17 protein-coding genes are annotated in these 15,800 nt (G+C 72.5%); 9 read left to right on the top strand and 8 right to left on the bottom strand.

The features are described 5' to 3' along the window. Positions 1 to 75 precede the first annotated feature (75 nt). Complete coding sequence (locus tag KSED_RS02745; RefSeq protein WP_012802055.1) at positions 76 to 1,419, top strand: SLC13 family permease; 1,344 nt, start codon at positions 76 to 78, stop codon at positions 1,417 to 1,419. Positions 1,420 to 1,438: 19 nt separating this feature from the next. On the opposite strand, the gene KSED_RS02750 is transcribed toward KSED_RS02745, so the two are convergent. Continuing rightward, a complete protein-coding gene (locus KSED_RS02750; protein ID WP_049758600.1) occupies positions 1,439 to 2,071 on the bottom strand; it encodes a GNAT family N-acetyltransferase in 633 nt (210 codons plus the stop codon). Positions 2,072 to 2,389: 318 nt separating this feature from the next. On the opposite strand from KSED_RS02750, the gene KSED_RS02755 reads away from it, so the two are divergent. Continuing rightward, on the top strand, positions 2,390 to 3,727 hold the full coding sequence (locus KSED_RS02755; RefSeq protein WP_012802057.1) for an adenylosuccinate synthase: 1,338 nt from the start codon (positions 2,390 to 2,392) through the stop codon (positions 3,725 to 3,727). A 60-nt stretch (positions 3,728 to 3,787) separates the two neighbouring features. On the opposite strand, the gene KSED_RS02760 is transcribed toward KSED_RS02755, so the two are convergent. Beyond that, a complete protein-coding gene (locus KSED_RS02760; protein ID WP_012802058.1) occupies positions 3,788 to 4,186 on the bottom strand; it encodes a hypothetical protein in 399 nt (132 codons plus the stop codon). Continuing rightward, positions 4,186 to 4,821: a hypothetical protein gene (locus KSED_RS02765; RefSeq protein ID WP_012802059.1), complete on the bottom strand. Its 636-nt coding sequence runs from the start codon at positions 4,819 to 4,821 to the stop codon at positions 4,186 to 4,188. The genes KSED_RS02760 and KSED_RS02765 overlap by 1 nt, the downstream gene beginning before the upstream one ends. Positions 4,822 to 5,141: 320 nt before the next feature. Here KSED_RS02765 and KSED_RS02770 point away from each other — a divergent pair, with 320 nt between their 5' ends. Continuing rightward, the gene (locus tag KSED_RS02770; RefSeq protein WP_143827329.1) at positions 5,142 to 6,257 is read left to right on the top strand and encodes a hypothetical protein; all 1,116 of its coding nucleotides are present in this window, start codon (positions 5,142 to 5,144) and stop codon (positions 6,255 to 6,257) included. A gap of 57 nt (positions 6,258 to 6,314) precedes the next feature. Here the strand turns inward: KSED_RS02770 and KSED_RS02775 are convergent, their stop codons facing one another. Continuing rightward, on the bottom strand, positions 6,315 to 8,582 hold the full coding sequence (locus tag KSED_RS02775; protein ID WP_012802061.1) for a HelD family protein: 2,268 nt from the start codon (positions 8,580 to 8,582) through the stop codon (positions 6,315 to 6,317). Positions 8,583 to 8,664: 82 nt separating this feature from the next. Here KSED_RS02775 and KSED_RS02780 point away from each other — a divergent pair, with 82 nt between their 5' ends. Both KSED_RS02780 and KSED_RS02785 read left to right on the top strand, forming a co-directional pair. After that, positions 8,665 to 9,222, top strand: a complete 558-nt coding sequence (locus KSED_RS02780) for a GNAT family N-acetyltransferase (RefSeq protein WP_012802062.1) — start codon at positions 8,665 to 8,667, stop codon at positions 9,220 to 9,222. After that, positions 9,219 to 9,974 (top strand): SIR2 family NAD-dependent protein deacylase, encoded by a 756-nt coding sequence (locus tag KSED_RS02785; RefSeq protein ID WP_012802063.1) that lies wholly within the window; start codon positions 9,219 to 9,221, stop codon positions 9,972 to 9,974. The genes KSED_RS02780 and KSED_RS02785 overlap by 4 nt, the downstream gene beginning before the upstream one ends. 69 nt (positions 9,975 to 10,043) lie before the next feature. On the opposite strand, the gene KSED_RS02790 is transcribed toward KSED_RS02785, so the two are convergent. Continuing rightward, on the bottom strand, positions 10,044 to 10,691 hold the full coding sequence (locus KSED_RS02790; RefSeq protein ID WP_012802064.1) for a TetR/AcrR family transcriptional regulator: 648 nt from the start codon (positions 10,689 to 10,691) through the stop codon (positions 10,044 to 10,046). A 105-nt stretch (positions 10,692 to 10,796) separates the two neighbouring features. Between KSED_RS02790 and KSED_RS13410 the strand changes: the two genes are divergently transcribed. Further along, on the top strand, positions 10,797 to 11,447 hold the full coding sequence (locus KSED_RS13410; protein ID WP_012802065.1) for a hypothetical protein: 651 nt from the start codon (positions 10,797 to 10,799) through the stop codon (positions 11,445 to 11,447). Positions 11,448 to 11,456: 9 nt separating this feature from the next. Here KSED_RS13410 and KSED_RS02800 read toward each other — a convergent pair whose 3' ends face one another. Beyond that, positions 11,457 to 11,993, bottom strand: coding sequence for an O-acetyl-ADP-ribose deacetylase (locus tag KSED_RS02800; RefSeq protein WP_012802066.1), 537 nt, complete (start codon positions 11,991 to 11,993; stop codon positions 11,457 to 11,459). A gap of 110 nt (positions 11,994 to 12,103) precedes the next feature. Between KSED_RS02800 and KSED_RS02805 the strand changes: the two genes are divergently transcribed. From KSED_RS02805 to KSED_RS02815, 3 genes are all read left to right on the top strand, one after another. Beyond that, positions 12,104 to 12,664: a pyridoxine/pyridoxamine 5'-phosphate oxidase gene (locus KSED_RS02805; protein WP_012802067.1), complete on the top strand. Its 561-nt coding sequence runs from the start codon at positions 12,104 to 12,106 to the stop codon at positions 12,662 to 12,664. Positions 12,665 to 12,792: 128 nt separating this feature from the next. Next, positions 12,793 to 14,133 (top strand): phosphoribosylamine--glycine ligase, encoded by a 1,341-nt coding sequence (gene purD / locus KSED_RS02810; RefSeq protein WP_012802068.1) that lies wholly within the window; start codon positions 12,793 to 12,795, stop codon positions 14,131 to 14,133. Next, complete coding sequence (locus KSED_RS02815) at positions 14,130 to 15,140, top strand: phosphoribosylaminoimidazolesuccinocarboxamide synthase (protein WP_012802069.1); 1,011 nt, start codon at positions 14,130 to 14,132, stop codon at positions 15,138 to 15,140. Before purD ends, KSED_RS02815 begins: the two co-directional genes overlap by 4 nt. Positions 15,141 to 15,191: 51 nt before the next feature. Here KSED_RS02815 and KSED_RS02820 read toward each other — a convergent pair whose 3' ends face one another. Beyond that, positions 15,192 to 15,557 (bottom strand): type II toxin-antitoxin system death-on-curing family toxin, encoded by a 366-nt coding sequence (locus KSED_RS02820; RefSeq protein ID WP_012802070.1) that lies wholly within the window; start codon positions 15,555 to 15,557, stop codon positions 15,192 to 15,194. After that, positions 15,554 to 15,757: a ribbon-helix-helix domain-containing protein gene (locus KSED_RS02825; protein ID WP_012802071.1), complete on the bottom strand. Its 204-nt coding sequence runs from the start codon at positions 15,755 to 15,757 to the stop codon at positions 15,554 to 15,556. Before KSED_RS02825 ends, KSED_RS02820 begins: the two co-directional genes overlap by 4 nt. Positions 15,758 to 15,800: the final 43 nt, after the last annotated feature.

Below are 15,800 nucleotides of genomic sequence, written 5' to 3' on the forward strand. Positions count from 1 at the left end.
GTGGCCAGTCCACTGACACAATCGGCCGGATCATGGCGTGGGTCACATCGGCCCGCGCGCTCATCAGGAGGCTGCATGTCGCACGAAATCATCGCGTTGGCGGTCTTGGCCATCGTGTTCCTCATCGCCACCCTGCGGGGGGTCAACATGGGTGCGCTGGCCCTGGTGGCCAGCTTCATCGTGGGCCTCAGCGTCTACGGGGTCTCGGTCGACGACGTGCTCAGTGGGTTCCCGGCCGACCTGTTCGTGATCCTGGTGGGTGTCACCTACCTGTTCGCCCTGGCGAAGAACAACGGGACGGTGGACTGGATCGTCCACTCGGCCGTCCGCGCCGTCGGAGGGCGCGTGGCGCTCGTTCCGTGGGCGATGTTCCTCGTCTGCGCCGCGGTCACGGCCATGGGTGCGGTGAGCCCGGCCGCGGTCGCCATCGTGGCGCCGGTGGCCATGGGCTTCGCGCTGCGCTACCAGATCCACCCGCTGATGATGGGGATGATGGTGGTGCAGGGCGCCACGGCCGGCAGCTTCTCGCCCATCGGCATCTTCGGCTCCATCACCAACGGCGTGGTCGAGGGCAACGGCATCCCCGGCAACCAGTTGGTGCTGTTCCTCACGACCTTCTTCGCCAGCGCCGCCATCGCGGCCCTGGCCTACGTGGCCTTCGGTGGGCGGCAGCTCGTCGCCCGCGGACGCGAGCCCATCGCGGTGGGTGGTTTCGTGGACGAGGGGCCGACCCCGTGGAGCGAGAAGCGCTCGGGTGAGCCGCACTCCGCGGTGGAGGCCCGCCGCTCGACCGAGCAGGAGCAGGAGGCCGCCCAGGCCACCCGCCTGGACGCCCAGCGTTCGCTGACCCTGGTGGGCATGCTCGCGCTCTTGGTGGGCGCCCTTGGGTTCGACCTCGACGTGGGCTTCACCGCGCTGACGATCGCCGTCGCGCTGACGCTGGTGTTCCCCGCATCGGCCAAGGGTGCGGTGGAGAAGATCAGCTGGGGAACGGTCCTGCTGATCGGCGGAATCGTCACCTACGTGACGCTGCTGCAGAACCAGGGCGTCGTGGACTGGCTCGGCGACGGCGTCGCGAACGTCGGTGCCCCGCTCGTGGCCGCGCTGCTCATCTGCTTCATCGGCGCCGTGGTCTCGGCCTTCGCCTCGACCACCGGCATCATCGGTGCGCTCATCCCGCTGGCCGTGCCCTTCCTGCTGACCGACCAGGTGTCCGCCATCGGCCTCATCGCGGCGCTGGCCATCTCGAGCTCGGTGGTGGACTGCAGCCCGTTCTCCACCAACGGCGCCCTGGTGGTGGCGAACGCGGAGCCCGAGCAGCGCGAGATGGTGTTCAAGCGCCTGATGCAGTGGGGCATGTCGATCGTCGTGGTCGCCCCGCTGGTGGCTTGGGCGGTGCTGGTGGTGCCGACCGTCTGACGCCGGGCCCGTCCGGACGTCAACCGGCCCCGGGCTGGAGGGCCGCGGAGACGCGGCCCTCCAGCCGTTCTCGGGCCGCGGGCCACTCGTCGGCCAGCAGCGAGAAGCAGGCGGTGTCCCGGACGGTCCCGTCCGGGCGCCGCTTGTGGTGGCGCAGCACCCCGTCGTGGTGGGCGCCGAGCTTCTCGATCGCCGCCCGGCTGTGGGCGTTGAGGGCGTCGGTGTGCCAGACCACCACCTCGGCGCCCAGCCCCTCGAAGGCGTGGTGCAGCAGCTGCAGCTTGCTCTCGGCGTTGTGGCCACGGCCCTGGAACCACCCGGCCAGCCACGTGTAGCCGATGGCCACCGAGCGCACGTCCGCGTCCGGCGCGTAGTACGAGGTGGTGCCCACGAAGGTGCCGTCCACCGCATCGAGCTGGGCCAGGGGGAGGCGCGTGCCCCGCTCCTGCTCCGACAGGGCGGCCTCGATGTCGGCGCGGGCGTCGGTGAGCGTGCGGGGGAAGGGTCGGGACAGCCACCGCCACGCCTCCGGGCCGGTGGCCTGGGCGGCGGAGAACCATCCCTCGGCGTGGTCGGGGGCGAGGGGCACGAGGCGGACCATCCGGCCCACATCGGCCGGGGGTGGGGTGAGCCAGGGGGCGTCGGTGGTCATGCGGCCATGCTCCACCGTGCGAGCGCTTCCCGCATCGGCCCCCACCCCGAGGTGGCCACTCGTGGTCACCTCGACAGTCCAGGTGACCACGAGTGGCCACCTCGGTGGGGCGGGCAGCCTGATGGGGTGGCCCCCCTGGCGGGGCAGGCAGCCTGACGCAGGCGGGCACGCCCGCATCGGTAGACTCCCGGGGTACCGGCCTCCGCGCAGGGCGGCCCTGCCTCACCGCCCCAGGGCGCGTCGGCAGACGCCACCGGCCGGTGCGTCCGGCGGGTGGTCCGTCCGGGCATCCGAGTGGCGTGGGCGGAAGGAGCCGGCATGCCGGCGATCGTGATCGTGGGCGCCCAGTGGGGCGACGAGGGCAAGGGCAAGGCCACCGACCAGCTCGGCGCACGCGTCGACCACGTGGTGAAGTTCAACGGCGGCAACAACGCCGGCCACACCGTGGTGATCGACGGCGAGAAGTACGCCCTGCACCTGCTGCCCAGCGGCATCCTGACCCCCGGTGTCACCCCCATCATCGCCAACGGGGTGGTCGTGGACCTGGCCGTGCTCTTCGAGGAGATCGAGGCCCTGGAGGCCCGCGGGGTCGACACCAGCAAGCTGAAGGTCAGCGCCAACGCCCACGTGATCCCGTCGTACAACACCACGCTCGACAAGGTCTCCGAGCGCTTCCTGGGCAAGCGCAAGATCGGCACCACCGGCCGCGGCATCGGCCCCAGCTATGCCGACAAGATGAACCGCGCCGGGATCCGCGTGCAGGACCTGTTCGATGAGTCCATCCTGCGCCAGAAGGTCGAGGCCGCGCTGGTGCTCAAGAACGAGCTGCTGGTGAAGACCTACAACCGCCGCGCCGTGGAGGCCGACGAGGTGGTCACCGAGCTGCGCAGCTACGTCGATCGCCTGCGCCCGATGGTGGTCGACTCCGGCCTGGAGATCGCGCGCGCCCTCGATGCGGGGGAGACCGTCCTGTTCGAGGCGGGCCAGGCCACCATGCTCGATGTGGACCACGGCACCTACCCGTTCGTGACCTCGTCCTCCTGCGTGGCGGCGGGGGCGTCCACCGGGTCGGGCATGGCGCCGGGCCGCATCGACCGGGTGGTCGGCATCTTCAAGGCCTACACGACCCGCGTGGGGGAGGGGCCGTTCCCCACCGAGCTGCTCGACGAGACGGGTGACGCCCTGCGGGAGGCCGGGTTCGAGTTCGGCACCACCACGGGGCGTCCGCGTCGGTGCGGGTGGGCCGACGCGCTGGTGGGGCGCTACGCCACGCGCGTCAACGGGCTGACCGACATGGTGCTGACCAAGCTGGACACGCTCACCGGGTTCGAGACCTTGCGCGTTGCCACCGGCTACCGGGTGCCGGCCGCCAAGGCGTCCGGATTGGGTGACGGCCGCCGCGAGGGCGAGTGGGTGTACTTCGACGAGATGCCGATGTCGCAGAGCGACTTCCACCACGCCGAGCCGGTCTATGAGGACCACGCCGGGTGGACCGAGGACATCACTGGGTGCCGCGCCTTCGACGAGCTGCCGCAGGCCGCCCAGGACTACGTGCTGCGGCTGGAGGAGCTCGTGGGCACCCGCATCAGCGTGATCGGCGTGGGCCCGGGTCGCGAGCAGTCCATCGTGCGCCACGAGCTGGCGCCTGGGCGCTGAGTCGAAAACACAGTGGGCCCCGCCGGGACGTCCCGGCGGAGCCCACTCGTGTCGTTGGCCTCAGGTGAGAAGCCAGACGCGGTCGGTCTGGTCGGTGCAGACTTCCGGGATCGTCACAGAGACGGTGTCCTCGGCCTCCTGCCGGCTGGCCCCCCATCCGCCGATCGTGACCTCGGAGGCCAGGTCGTACTCCTTGTCCGGCGTCTTCACCGTGTCGCCCTGCACGGACGAACCGGAAGGCAGTACCGCCAGATACTCCGTGCCGTCGACCGTGGCCTTCAGGCACCCGTCCGACTCGGAGAGGGTCGCGGTGTAGCCCTTGTCGGTGTGGCCCCACTCACCCTGCCATGTGGCGGCCTGAGTGCCGTCCTGGCCGCAGCCGCTGGTCACGCAGAGGGTCAGAGCGCAGCCCAGGAGTGCACCGGCGCGACGCGGATTGAAGAAGCGGTCCATGGACATCACCAGTTCCCGCCGGAAGCGAACTCCGGCCCCGATTCCTTCGCCGCGAACTCGACCGAGGCGGACTTCACGAAATCGGGCAGTTCGAGTTGCTGTTCCACATGCACCGGTGACATGCCGCCGACTCGCGCCAGCCGAGTGTTTGCGGAAGGTCGCGTCATGACGGTGATGTTTGCTTCGTTGGTCTTCGGGTCGATGGTCGCCGAAATGTCCTGGGCGCCGTCGGTCAGCCTTGCGGTTTGGTCCACCAAGTCGTACTCCGCTTCGGAACGGGTGGTGGCCGGGACCGCGTAGGACACCAGCAATCTCTCGACGAGGGAGGGGTCCGATGCCGTCACCGCGGTCACAGCAGCCTCGTAATGGTCCGGGCGCATCGCGATGTAGGTGCCCCGTGAGCCGGGGCCATCCCATTCGGCGTCGACATACCCCTCGGGCATGTCGCGCTGCAGTTCGTCCACGAGGACGGCGAACTCGTCCTGTCCCGAAACGTACCTGGACACGTCATCGGTGGGCATGCCAAGGTCCTGGGAACTGGTGAATTCGTCGACCTGCTGGGACTGCGCTGGCGAGATGGCCGCCTCGTCCTCGCCGTGTGCCGCAGACCAGAGGAGGGTCAGGGCGCCTGCCAGCGCCACGGTAACGCGATGGGATGTCATGGTGTTGTCCGTCAGTCGTGCCCCCCCTGTGAAGGGCTGATGGCAGTCTAGGGCTGCCCCCCAGGCCGGCAATGGTTTCTGGAAACACGCACTGGGCGAGCGGCTTACGGCAGATGGCGCGCGACAGGCGGGTGCGCTCACCCCTCGGTGGTCACCGCCACCCGGTGCGCGGCACGGGTGAACACCACGGAGAGAGAGCGCGCCCCGCCGGGGGGTCTCCTGCTCCGGTCGGTGGTCGGGAGGAGCCGGCGGAACCACAGGAGGATCCCTGTGTCCCGCAGGCCGCCTACCGTGGCCGCATGAGGCGCATGTGGATGGTCCTGACCGCGGCCGGGCTGGGCTTGACCGCCGGGTGTGGGTCAGGTGTGGACGGGGGGCAGGTGGAGGAGTTCGAGTCGTGGGCCCGGGACCAGCCGCAGGTGCAGTCGGTCGACTCGGTGACCTTCGAGGAACCGGACACCCTGTTCGGCGGAACCAACCCCGAGGTCATCACGACGCTGCACTTCTCGCCCGAGACCAGCGATGAGCAGATCCTCTCCGTCGCCGGGGCGATGGCCGGTGCCCTCACCGAGGGAGGGGACCCCAAGTACCGGGTCGGTGAGCGGGAGGGCGTCACCTTCCGACTGCAGGGCGACGACCTGGTCGACCGGCGGACCCTGGGTCTGGCCTCCGACCTCGAGGCTGCGGCTCCCGACGCGCAGCCGCTCGATCCCGACGTGGACCACGTGGCCATGGTGACGCCGTCGAGCGTCTCGGCGGTGGTGCGGGATGCGGACATGGCCGACCTCGCGCGGTCCATCGCAATCAGCGGTGGTGCCGTCGGCAACGACCTGACGGTCACCATCCAGGGGCAGGGCGGGTCGTCGTTCACCTTTCAGGCGGGGGCCGGCCAGGACACTGCGTCGCTCGCCGCGATCGGCGCGGAGCTCGCAGGGCAGGGCATCGAGGTCCGGACGATGCAGCAGACACCGGACGGCCACCTGTCCATGGAGGTCGGGGAGATGGACCGCTCCCAGGCGGTCGAGCTCGACCGGGCGGTGCGTTCGTGGCCGGCCGGGGCCGTGGTGCAGGGCGAGGTGGCCGCCTCGGCTGTGCCGGGGGCGACCGACCCGGTCAACCTCGCGTTCGACACCCGCCTGCTGCCGGCCGGTCAGATGGAGGGCCTGCTCGACGCCGTCGGCGAGGTCCCCGACCCGTGGACCGTCCTCAGCGTCGGCATCACCGAGGGGCGCAGCGCCGCCTACCTGGCCATCCCCGGCGATGACCGGGAACCCTCTGCGGAGGACATCGCCCGAGTGAAGGAGGGTGGGCTGGCGCTCACGCGGTACGTGGACAGCTACTTCCTCAACGGCACCCAAGAGGAGGGCGATGCCGTCCCGGGTGAGTGGGTCTCGCCGGGGCCGCAGAACCCCTGAGGCGCCTCGGAGCCCCGGTGCGGCCGCGTCCCGGCCACCATCGGCCTCCCGCAGCCCTCACCCCTCGGCCAGCACAACCATCCGGTGCGCGGCGCGAGTGAAGACCACGTACAGCACACGCGCGCCGCCGGGGGACTCGGCCACGATCTCCTCGGGGTCCACCACCACGGTCGCGTCGTACTCCAGGCCCTTGGTGCTCATCGGGTCGATCGCCACCACGCGCGGGTGCTCGCCGCGCAGCGGCTCCAGCGCCGCCTCCACGTCCACCCGGTGGACCGCCGGGGTGATCACCGCGATCGCGCCGTCCACCTCATCGACCAGCTCGCGCGCCGCCTCCACGGCCGCGGTCGCCCACGCGCCGGAGTCCTTCCCCGTTGCCGTGACGCCCACCTCCCGTGGCTGGACCCCGGTCTCGCGCACCGCGTTCGGGATGTCCGCCTCCGGCTCGTGGCGGCGGATGTACTCCGCGGCGTAGGCGAAGATCTCGCTGGCGTTGCGGTAGTTCGTGTCCATGTGGAACGAGCGGCGCGGCTTGGCGCCGAAGGTCTCGTCGCGGGCCTCTTCGGCCTCCGCCGCATCGGGCCAGCTGGCCTGCGCCGCGTCACCCACCACGGTCCACGACGCGGTCCGGCCACGGCGGCCCAGCATGCGCCACTGCATCGGGGAGAGGTCCTGCGCCTCGTCCACCAGCAGGTGGGCGTACGTCGCGGGCTGCTCCACGGTGCCGTACAGCAGCTTCTCCCAGGCTGTGGTGGGGGAGACCTGGTGGTACTCGGTCTCGGCGCGGCCCTCGCCACCCTTCAGCGCGGAGACGCCGTACTGGCTGGCGTCGTCCAGCTCCTCGACCTCGTAGAAGCCCCGCTCGGTGTCGACCTCCACCTGCGGCTGCCCGATGCGGGCGGAGACCTCGTCCACCAGGGCCGCGTCGGCCACCGACCAGGTGCCCGTGTCCAGGGCCACCTGCATCGATGCGGCGAGAGCGGCCTGCTCCTCGGCGTCCAGCGCGTCCCGGGCCCAGCCGGCGAGCTGCTCGGCGTCGGCGAGCCAGAGCACCACCTCGCGCGGGTCCACGGGACGCCACCAGGACTCCATGAAGGCATCCACCTCGCGGGAGTCCTCGAAGCGGCTGAAGAAGCGCTCCCGGTCCTCGCGCAGGATCTCGCCGGAGGTCTGCGAGCGTGCTTGGGTCCAGGCGGCCTGGGAGAGCATCTCGCGGGCTGCCGCGGCGGCGTCGTTGCGCTTGGCGCCGCGCAGCACGGTGTTGCGGATGCGTCGCAGGTCCTGCTCCACCAGCCGGATGGCGTGCCCGGAGACGAAGCAGCGCAGCTCCACCGGGGCGTCGGGGGCCGGGGCCTTCGCGGCGCGGGCGAGGACCTTGCGGATGCGCAGCATCCCCTTCACGCGCGCGGCCTCCGGGGCGTCCAGGCGCAGGCCGGTCATGCCGTCCACCACGTCACCGGCGGCGCGCAGGGCCACCGAGTCCTCACCCAGCGTGGGCAGCACGCGCTCGATGTAGGCGGTGTACGCCGCGCTCGGACCGATGACGAGCACGCCACCGTGCTCGTAGCGGCGCCGGTCGGTGTAGAGCAGGTAGGCGGCGCGGTGCAGGGCAACCACCGTCTTTCCGGTGCCCGGGCCACCGGTGATGGTGGTGACGCCGCGGGCCTCGGCGCGGATGGCCTCGTCCTGGTGCTGCTGGATGGTGGCCACGATGTCCCGCATGCGCCCACCGCGGGAGCGGGTGAGGGCGGCCATCAGGGCGCCGTCGCCGACCACCGGCAGGTCCTCCGGCGGCTCGGCCACCATCAGGTCGTCCTCGATGCCGATGACCTGCTCGGCGCGGCAGCGCAGCACGCGACGGCGCACCACCTTGTGGGGCTGCACGGGCGTGGCGCGGTAGAAGGCGCTCGCGGCCGGGGCGCGCCAGTCGACCACCAGCGGCTCGTAGTCGTCGTCGCGCACGCCCAGGCGGCCGATGTAGCGCACCTCCTCGACGGTGGGTGCCTCGCCCTCCGCGGGGCCGGCATCCGGCATCGAGTGGTCCAGGTCGAGGCGCCCGAAGACCAGGCCCTCGTGCTCCATCTCCAGGGAGGTGCGGCGCTTGTGGCTGGAGAACACCAGCGCGTCGCGCTCGAACAGGCCGGACATCTCCTCGTCGCGGACGTCGCCGGTGCGCATGGTGCGCCCGCGGGCCAGCCCCTCGGCCTCCACCAGGCCGGCCCGCTCGGCGGCCTTGGCCAGCTCGGCGTGCACGCGATCGACGTGCGCCTGCTCGAGGGCGATCTGCTGCTCGACGAGGGGGTCCTGCTCACGGGACGTGCTCAACGCGTGCTCCTGCTGTGGGTGCCGTCGGCAAAGGGCCATCAGTCTACGGGCCGCGGCCGGGCCGCACGGTAGCCTCGGATCCATGGAGACCCTCACCACCGAGCGCCTCGTGCTCCGGCCCTTCACCACGGGCGACCACGACTTCGTCGCCGACCTGCACCGGCACCCCGGCATCGAGCGGTTCATCCCCTCCCAGGCCACCACCACCCCGGAGCGCACGTCCCACCAGCTGGAGCGGTTCACCTCCTACGCCGACCACCCGGTGCACGGCATGTGGTGCGTCACGCTGGCCGACGGCAGGCCGGTGGGACTGCTGATGCTCAAGCCGATCCCGTTCTCGGCGGACAACCCCCGCGCCGACGGGGAGTCCGACCTCGAGCTCGGCTGGCGGATCCACGTCGACCACGAGGGGAACGGGTACGCCACGGAGGCCGCCCGCCGGGTGCTGGAGCACGCCTGGGGCGCGGGGCTGCCGCGGGTGGTGGCCGTGACCGATCCGGAGAACCACCCCTCGATGCGGGTGTGCACGCGTCTGGGCATGCGCGACGCGGGGCTCACCGACGACTACTACGACGAGACGGTGCGGCTGTTCGTCCTGGAGCGGCCGGACGCGGACGAGACCGCGGAGGACCGGGTATGAGCGGCCTCGTCCCCGATGCGGTGGTCGACCTGGCGCGCTCGGCCCGGCGGGTGCTCGTGCTCACCGGGGCCGGAGCATCGGCCGAGTCCGGCGTGCCCACCTTCCGGGACGCCGCGACCGGGCTGTGGGCGCGCTTCGACCCGATGGAGCTCGCGACCCCGGAGGCGTGGGCGGCTGACCCCGCCCAGTGCTGGGCCTGGTACGCGTGGCGGGCGCACCTGGTGCGGGGTGCGGAGCCGAACGCGGGGCACCGCGCCATCGCGGCCTGGCAGCAGCACGAGGGGGTGGACCTGCGCGTCAGCACCCAGAACGTGGACGGCCTGCACGAGCGGTCCGGCGCCGAGGTGTTGGCCCACGTGCACGGCGACCTGTTCGCGCTGCGGTGCGCACGGTGCGGGGCGGCGTCCGACGCGGAGTACCCGCCGGTGCCCGAGCCCGTGGAGCGGCTGGAGCCACCGGTGTGCGGGCGCTGCGGTGGTCTGGTGCGGCCGGGCGTGGTGTGGTTCGGGGAGATGCTCCCCGCGGGGGCGCTGGAGGCCACGGTGACCGCTGCGGAGTGGGCCGAGATGGTTGTGGTGGTGGGCACCTCCGGGATGGTCTACCCGGCGGCTGCCGTCCCGGGCATCGCGCGGGAAGCCGGGGTTCCCGTGGTGGAGGTGAACCCCGCGGGGTCCTCGCTGCCGGACGGGGCGGACCACGTCATCGAGGCGCCCGCCGGCCAGGCGCTTCCGGCGCTCGTCGCCGCCTTGTAGCCGCTCTCCCGTCTCGCTCTCGGCCCGGAGCGGCGACGATGCGCATCGCCGAGCTGCTCGCCGCGGCCATCAGTCCAGCCCCAGGGTGGTCACCTGTCGCTCCACGAGGGCTGCGAAGAGGTGGTCCGCGGGGTCGGCGGTCCCCACGAGGTGTCCGGCGAGCTCCAAGCTGACCACGCCCACGAGGGCCGCCAGCTCGGCGAGCACGGCCCCCAGCCGGGCCGGTTCCGCGTCGAGCTCGGACGCTGGGCCCGCCAGCTGGTCCAGCAGCTCCGCCCCGGCGAACCTCGAGGCCGCCGCGGCCCCGTTCCGGGCCGCCGCCAGGAAGGGGCTCGCCACGGCCGTCGCGGCAGGCACCGTCTCCGGCGGTGCCTGGTAGCCGGGGATCGGGGTGCCGTAGATCAGCTGGAACTCGTGGGGGTGCTGGCGCGCCCAGTCGCGGAAGGCTGACGCCAGGTGCCGCCACCGATCCGCGGGTGAGCCGTCCGGAGCCTCTCCCAGGGCTCCGGCGAGGTGCTCGTAGCTCTCGATGATCATCGCGGTGAGCAGAGCCTCCCGGGAAGGGAAGTAGCGGTACACCGCTGACGAGACCAGGTCGCTGCCCCGGGCCACGGCCCGCATGGACAGCCCCACGCCCCCGCGCTCTGCGATCTCCTTCCGCGCGGCGTGGAGGATCCGCGCCCGGGTCTGCTGCTTCGTCTCCTCACGTGTGCCCATGGGCCCGATCCTCTCACTGAAAGAGCAGTGCTCTTGACTTGCGAGAGCAGCGCTCTCTACCGTGAGGGGCGCTGAGAGCGCCGCTCTCGGAATGAGAGGAGAACCATGTCTGCCACCGCCCGCACCCTCCACCCCATCGACCCCCGCCGCCTCGTCGCCCCGCTCACAGGGCTCGGCGCGGGGATGTGCGGCTACCTGCTCCTGCGCCCCTACGGCGATGTCGGGGGAGGCGCCACCCTCGAGGCGGCAGCCGCCTTCGCCTCACCGCTGTGGGTGGCCTCGCACTGCCTGGGGGTGGTGGCCCTGGCCTCGTTCGTGCGCCTCCTGCTACGCGTCCATGAGGTGGGCCCCGACCTCGCAACCCGCACCGCGCGCGCGTCTGGCCTGCTCGGCCTCGTGCTCGTGCTGCCGTACTACGGCGCGGAGGCCTTCGGGCTCCACGCGGTAGGCCGGGCCGCCCAGTCCGGCACCGCGGGGGTGATGACGCTCGAGGAGGCCATCCGCTCCCAGCCGGTGGCGATCACCGCCTTCGGAGCGGGGCTCCTGCTCCTCGCGCTGGCCGCCGGGTGCTTGGGCCGGGGCTGGCAGCGAGCCGCCGGGAGCCGGGCGGCCTGGCCGCTCGCCGCGCTGATGGCGGTCTTCCTTCCGCAGTTCTACCTGCCGCCGGTGGGTCGGATGGCGTACGGCGTGGCGGTCGCGCTGGCCGCGGTGTGGATGCTCGTGTCGGCCTGGCGGACCGACTCGTCGCGGGGCTGACGCTGCCCCTCAGCCCCGCGCGGCCTCGAAGGCGGACAGCAGCTCGGGTGAGAACAGCACGAACCGCACCAGCCGAACCGACTGCGGTGCGTCCGCGGCGAACTCCTGCGCCGCCGCCATCGCCGCCGCTGCCGCATCGGCCGCCGACCACCCGTACACGCCCGCACCCACGGCGGGCAGGGCCACGGACGCCGCCCCCACCTCATCGGCCACGCGCAGCGAGTTCGCGAAGGTGGCCCGCAGCAGGGCGGGGTCGGTCTGCCCCGCGCGGCGGTTGGGCCCCACGGTGTGCACCACCCACCGGGCCGGCAGGTTCCCGGCGCCGGTGGCCACGGCCTCGCCCACCGGCAGCCCGTCGGGCAGCGGCCCGGCCCGCAGCTCCTCGCACTCGGCCAGCAGGTCCGGCCCGGCGGCGCGATGGATCGCGCCGTCCACCCCGCCGCCGCCCCGCAGCCCGGAGTTGGCCGCGTTGACGATGGCGTCGACCTCCTGGGTCGTGATGTCGCCCTGGACGCACTCGATGCGGACCTCGTCCTGTGTGCTCATGCCTCCAGTGTGGAGGGTTCGCGCGGGCGTGGGCTGGGAGGTGCTGCTCGCGGGGGTGGGGCGGTGGGTACTCCTGCCTGCAGGACGCAGGTCCTCGATACCGTCGAGGCATGACCACGCTGCGCAACCGCCTCCGTGCCCTGCCGTCCTTCCCGGCGGACCTGCCCGAGTTGGACCCCGACCGGGCCCCGGCCAGCCCGCACGACCTCTTCGCGAGCTGGCTGGGCGACGCCATCGAGGCGGGCGAGCGCCAACCGCACGGCATGACCCTGGCCACCGTCCGGGACGACGGCACCCCGGTGGCCCGCACGCTGATCCTCAAGGACGTCGACACCGACGGTTACCACTTCTCCACGCACCGCAGCAGCCGCAAGAGCCAGCAGCTGGCCACCATCCCGCGGGCCTCGATGCTGTTCTGGTTCAAGGAGGCCGGGCGCACGGTCCGCATCACCGGCGGGGTGCAGGAGCTGGGCCGCGAAGCCTCGGAGCGGGACTGGCAGGGTCGGCCGTCCTACGACGGTGAACCGAACCCGGACTGGCAGCTCTACGCACTTCTGCCCGAGGAGTTCGAGTTCATGCAGGCCCGCGAGGACCGCCACCACACCCGCCTGGAGTACCTGCTCGGTGCGGCCGGGTGGGAGCGCGGCCTCGTCCGCACCCCCGCCGGCTGAGCCCACCCCCCTCGGCAATTTGGCCACCTGATGCTCACGCATCGCGCGAAACCCCGGCGTGTCGCGACAACCCGGGCACATCAGGTGGCCACCTTGCCCGGGGGTGGGGTGCCGATAGGGTTCGCGGCGTGAAGATCCTCGTCATCGGCACCGGGGGACGCGAGCACGGCATCCTCGAGGCCCTCCGCCGCACGCAAGACCCCGCCCACCCGCTCGAGCTCTTCGCGGCCCCGGGCAACCCCGGCATGGCGCAGCTCGCCGAGTGCCGCGCCGTCGATGCTGCCAGCCCGGCCGCCGTCGTCGCCCTCGCCCAGGAGCTGGGTGCCGAGCTCGTCGTGGTCGGTCCCGAGGCCCCGCTGGTGGCGGGCGTCGCCGATGCCCTGCGCGATGCGGGAGTCCCCACCCTGGGCCCCGACCAGGCCGCCGCCCGCCTGGAGGGCAGCAAGGCCTTCGCCAAGGAGGTCATGGCCGCCGCGCAGGTCCCCACCGCGCAGGCCCGCACCTGCACCGACGACGCCACGGTCGCCGAGGCACTCGATGCCTTCGCCACCTCCGGTGCGGGTACGCCCGTCCCGTGGGTGGTCAAGGCCGATGGCCTCGCCGGCGGCAAGGGGGTCGTGGTGACCACCGACCGCGCGGAGGCCGAGCAGCACGCCACCGACTGCATCGCCAAGGAGGGCCAGGTCGTCATCGAGGAGTACCTCGACGGCCCCGAGGCCAGCGTGTTCTGCCTGCTGGACGGCATCACCGCCCGCGCCCTGCCCGCCGCGCAGGACTTCAAGCGGGCCGGCGACGGCGACCTCGGCCCGAACACCGGCGGCATGGGTGCCTACAGCCCGCTGCCCTGGGCGCCCGAGGGCTTCGAGGACGAGGTGGTCCGCACCGTCGCCCAGCCCGTGGCCGACGAGATGGCCCGCCGCGGCACGCCCTTCGTGGGCGTCCTCTACGTCGGCCTGGCGCTCACCGCCGCCGGCCCCCGGGTGGTCGAGTTCAACGTCCGCTTCGGCGACCCGGACTCCCAGGCCGTCCTCGCGCGCCTCACGTCGCCGCTGGCGCCGCTGCTGCTCGCCGCCGCGACCGGCAGTCTGTCCGATGCGGCGGACCTCACCTTTGCCGACGAGTCCGCCGTCGTCGTGGTCCTCGCCGCCGACGGGTACCCGGTCAGCCCCGTGCCGGGGGGTCAGCTCACCGGCATCGCCGAGGCCGAGGCGCGCGGGGCCGTCGTGCTGCACGCCGGCACCCGCACCGAGGACGCCTCGGGCGACCTGGCCAGCGGCGCCGGGACGACGAACCGGTCCCCGCGCCTGGTGGCCGCCGGGGGCCGCGTGCTCGATGTGGTGGCCCGCGGCGCCGACCTCGCACACGCCCGGCATAACGCCTACGCCGCGCTGTCCCTCATCGACCTGCCCGGCGGGTGGGCGCGCACCGACATCGCCGCGGACGCAGCGGCCGGAAGGATCGTCCTGTGACCACTCCTGCAGACCCCCAGCGCACTGCGCAGCCCGGCACCCCCACCGGGCCAACCCTCCCCGGGTATGAGCTCGTCCACGCAGGCAAGGTGCGCGAGCTCTACGCACCCGGCCCCGACGCCCCGCTGCCCGGGGGGTTCGCCGCGGACGAGGTGCTGCTCATGGTGGCCAGCGACCGCATCAGCGCCTACGACCACGTCCTGTCCACCCCCATCGAGGACAAGGGGGAGGTGCTCACCCGGATGAGCCTGTGGTGGTTCGACCAGCTGGCCGACCTGGTGCCGCACCATGTGCTGGCCACCGAGGCGCCGCTGGTTCCCGAGCAGGTGGCGGGCCGTGCGGTGCTGGTGAAGCGGCTGCGGATGCTGCCGGTGGAGTGCGTCGCACGAGCCCACCTCACCGGTGGCGGGCTGAGCGAGTACCGGAGGGCCGGGACGGTCTCCGGGGTGCGCCTGCGCGAGGGCCTCGTCGACGGCGACGAACTGCCCGACCCCATCTTCACCCCCTCCACCAAGGCGCCGGCGGGGGAGCACGACGAGCCGATCAGCTACGAGCAGGTGGTCACCACCATCGGTGAGCCCTTGGCCCGCGCGGCGCGCAATCTCACCGTCGCCATCCTGCGGCGGGGGCACGAGGTGGCGGCCGGGCGCGGCATCATCGTGGCCGACACGAAGGTGGAGTTCGGCCTGGAGGGGGTCGAGGCCGAGCGGGACCTGCGCACCGTCACCCAGAAGGAGCTCGATGCCGGGAGCGTCCGCATCGTGCTGGCCGACGAGGTGCTCACCCCGGACTCGTCACGCTTCTGGCCAGCGGAGGGGTTCGAGGCGGGGCGCCAGCAGCCGAGCTTCGACAAGCAGTACGTGCGCGACTGGCTGACCTCGCCGGCGTCCGGGTGGGACAAGGAGTCCGACACCCCGCCGCCGGTTCTGCCCGCTGACGTGGCCGCGGCGACGCGGGGCAAGTACGTGGAGGCCTACGAGCGCCTCACGGGCGAGTCCTTCCGTTGAACTGAAGGTGTCGGTGCAGGGGTCTGGGCCGTCTTGGAGACGCTGGGCTGATCAGCCCCACCATCGCCCAAGGGCCGCGGCGGCCTCAGCCGGCTCCACGACACCGCTCGCCACGCCCACGACGAGGTCGTAGGCCTCGTCGTCCGGTGCGTCGAGCTCGGCTCCGTTGAGGCCGTAGAACACCACGAGCGACAACCAACCCAGGCGCTTGTTGCCGTCCACCAGCGGGGGGTTCCGCACGATGGACTCCAGCAGAACCGCTGCCTTCAGGTCGAGTTCCGGGTAGGCCTCCTGGCCCCACACGGAGGTCGAGGGCCGGTGGGCCGCTGACTCGAGCAGCCCAACGTCACGCACCGGGCCCACGCCGAGGTCGCCTGTGAGGGTGAGTAGGTCCTCGAGGGTCAGGTAGGTGGTCACGTGCCGAGTTTGTCGAGCAGGTCGGCGTAGCGCTCGCGTGCCTTTGCGGAGAGGGTGCGCACCGTGCTCTCATGTCCGCGCCGCGCGGCAGTCTCCCGGATGGCGCGAACGGTGGCCTCCTGGCGGCTCACGCCCTGGGCCGCGGCCAGCTCCCCGAGCAGCCGGGCGTCCTCATCGGTCAGTCGCAGCGTCATGGCCATGCCGGCATGGTATCGATGCGGTATCACGCAGCGTCGGTAGCGT

Source organism: Kytococcus sedentarius DSM 20547, assembly GCF_000023925.1.
Taxonomy (GTDB): domain Bacteria; phylum Actinomycetota; class Actinomycetes; order Actinomycetales; family Dermatophilaceae; genus Kytococcus; species Kytococcus sedentarius.

What these genes read in the sequence shown, in the direction of transcription:
- KSED_RS02745 (WP_012802055.1), top strand. Translation starts at nt 76, where the DNA reads ATGTCGCACGAAATCATCGCGTTGGCGGTCTTGGCCATCGTGTTCCTC.
- KSED_RS02750 (WP_049758600.1), bottom strand. Translation starts at nt 2,071, where the DNA reads ATGACCACCGACGCCCCCTGGCTCACCCCACCCCCGGCCGATGTGGGC.
- KSED_RS02755 (WP_012802057.1), top strand. Translation starts at nt 2,390, where the DNA reads ATGCCGGCGATCGTGATCGTGGGCGCCCAGTGGGGCGACGAGGGCAAG.
- KSED_RS02760 (WP_012802058.1), bottom strand. Translation starts at nt 4,186, where the DNA reads ATGTCCATGGACCGCTTCTTCAATCCGCGTCGCGCCGGTGCACTCCTG.
- KSED_RS02770 (WP_143827329.1), top strand. Translation starts at nt 5,142, where the DNA reads ATGAGGCGCATGTGGATGGTCCTGACCGCGGCCGGGCTGGGCTTGACC.
- KSED_RS02780 (WP_012802062.1), top strand. Translation starts at nt 8,665, where the DNA reads ATGGAGACCCTCACCACCGAGCGCCTCGTGCTCCGGCCCTTCACCACG.
- KSED_RS02785 (WP_012802063.1), top strand. Translation starts at nt 9,219, where the DNA reads ATGAGCGGCCTCGTCCCCGATGCGGTGGTCGACCTGGCGCGCTCGGCC.
- KSED_RS02790 (WP_012802064.1), bottom strand. Translation starts at nt 10,691, where the DNA reads ATGGGCACACGTGAGGAGACGAAGCAGCAGACCCGGGCGCGGATCCTC.
- KSED_RS13410 (WP_012802065.1), top strand. Translation starts at nt 10,797, where the DNA reads ATGTCTGCCACCGCCCGCACCCTCCACCCCATCGACCCCCGCCGCCTC.
- KSED_RS02800 (WP_012802066.1), bottom strand. Translation starts at nt 11,993, where the DNA reads ATGAGCACACAGGACGAGGTCCGCATCGAGTGCGTCCAGGGCGACATC.
- KSED_RS02805 (WP_012802067.1), top strand. Translation starts at nt 12,104, where the DNA reads ATGACCACGCTGCGCAACCGCCTCCGTGCCCTGCCGTCCTTCCCGGCG.
- KSED_RS02825 (WP_012802071.1), bottom strand. Translation starts at nt 15,757, where the DNA reads ATGGCCATGACGCTGCGACTGACCGATGAGGACGCCCGGCTGCTCGGG.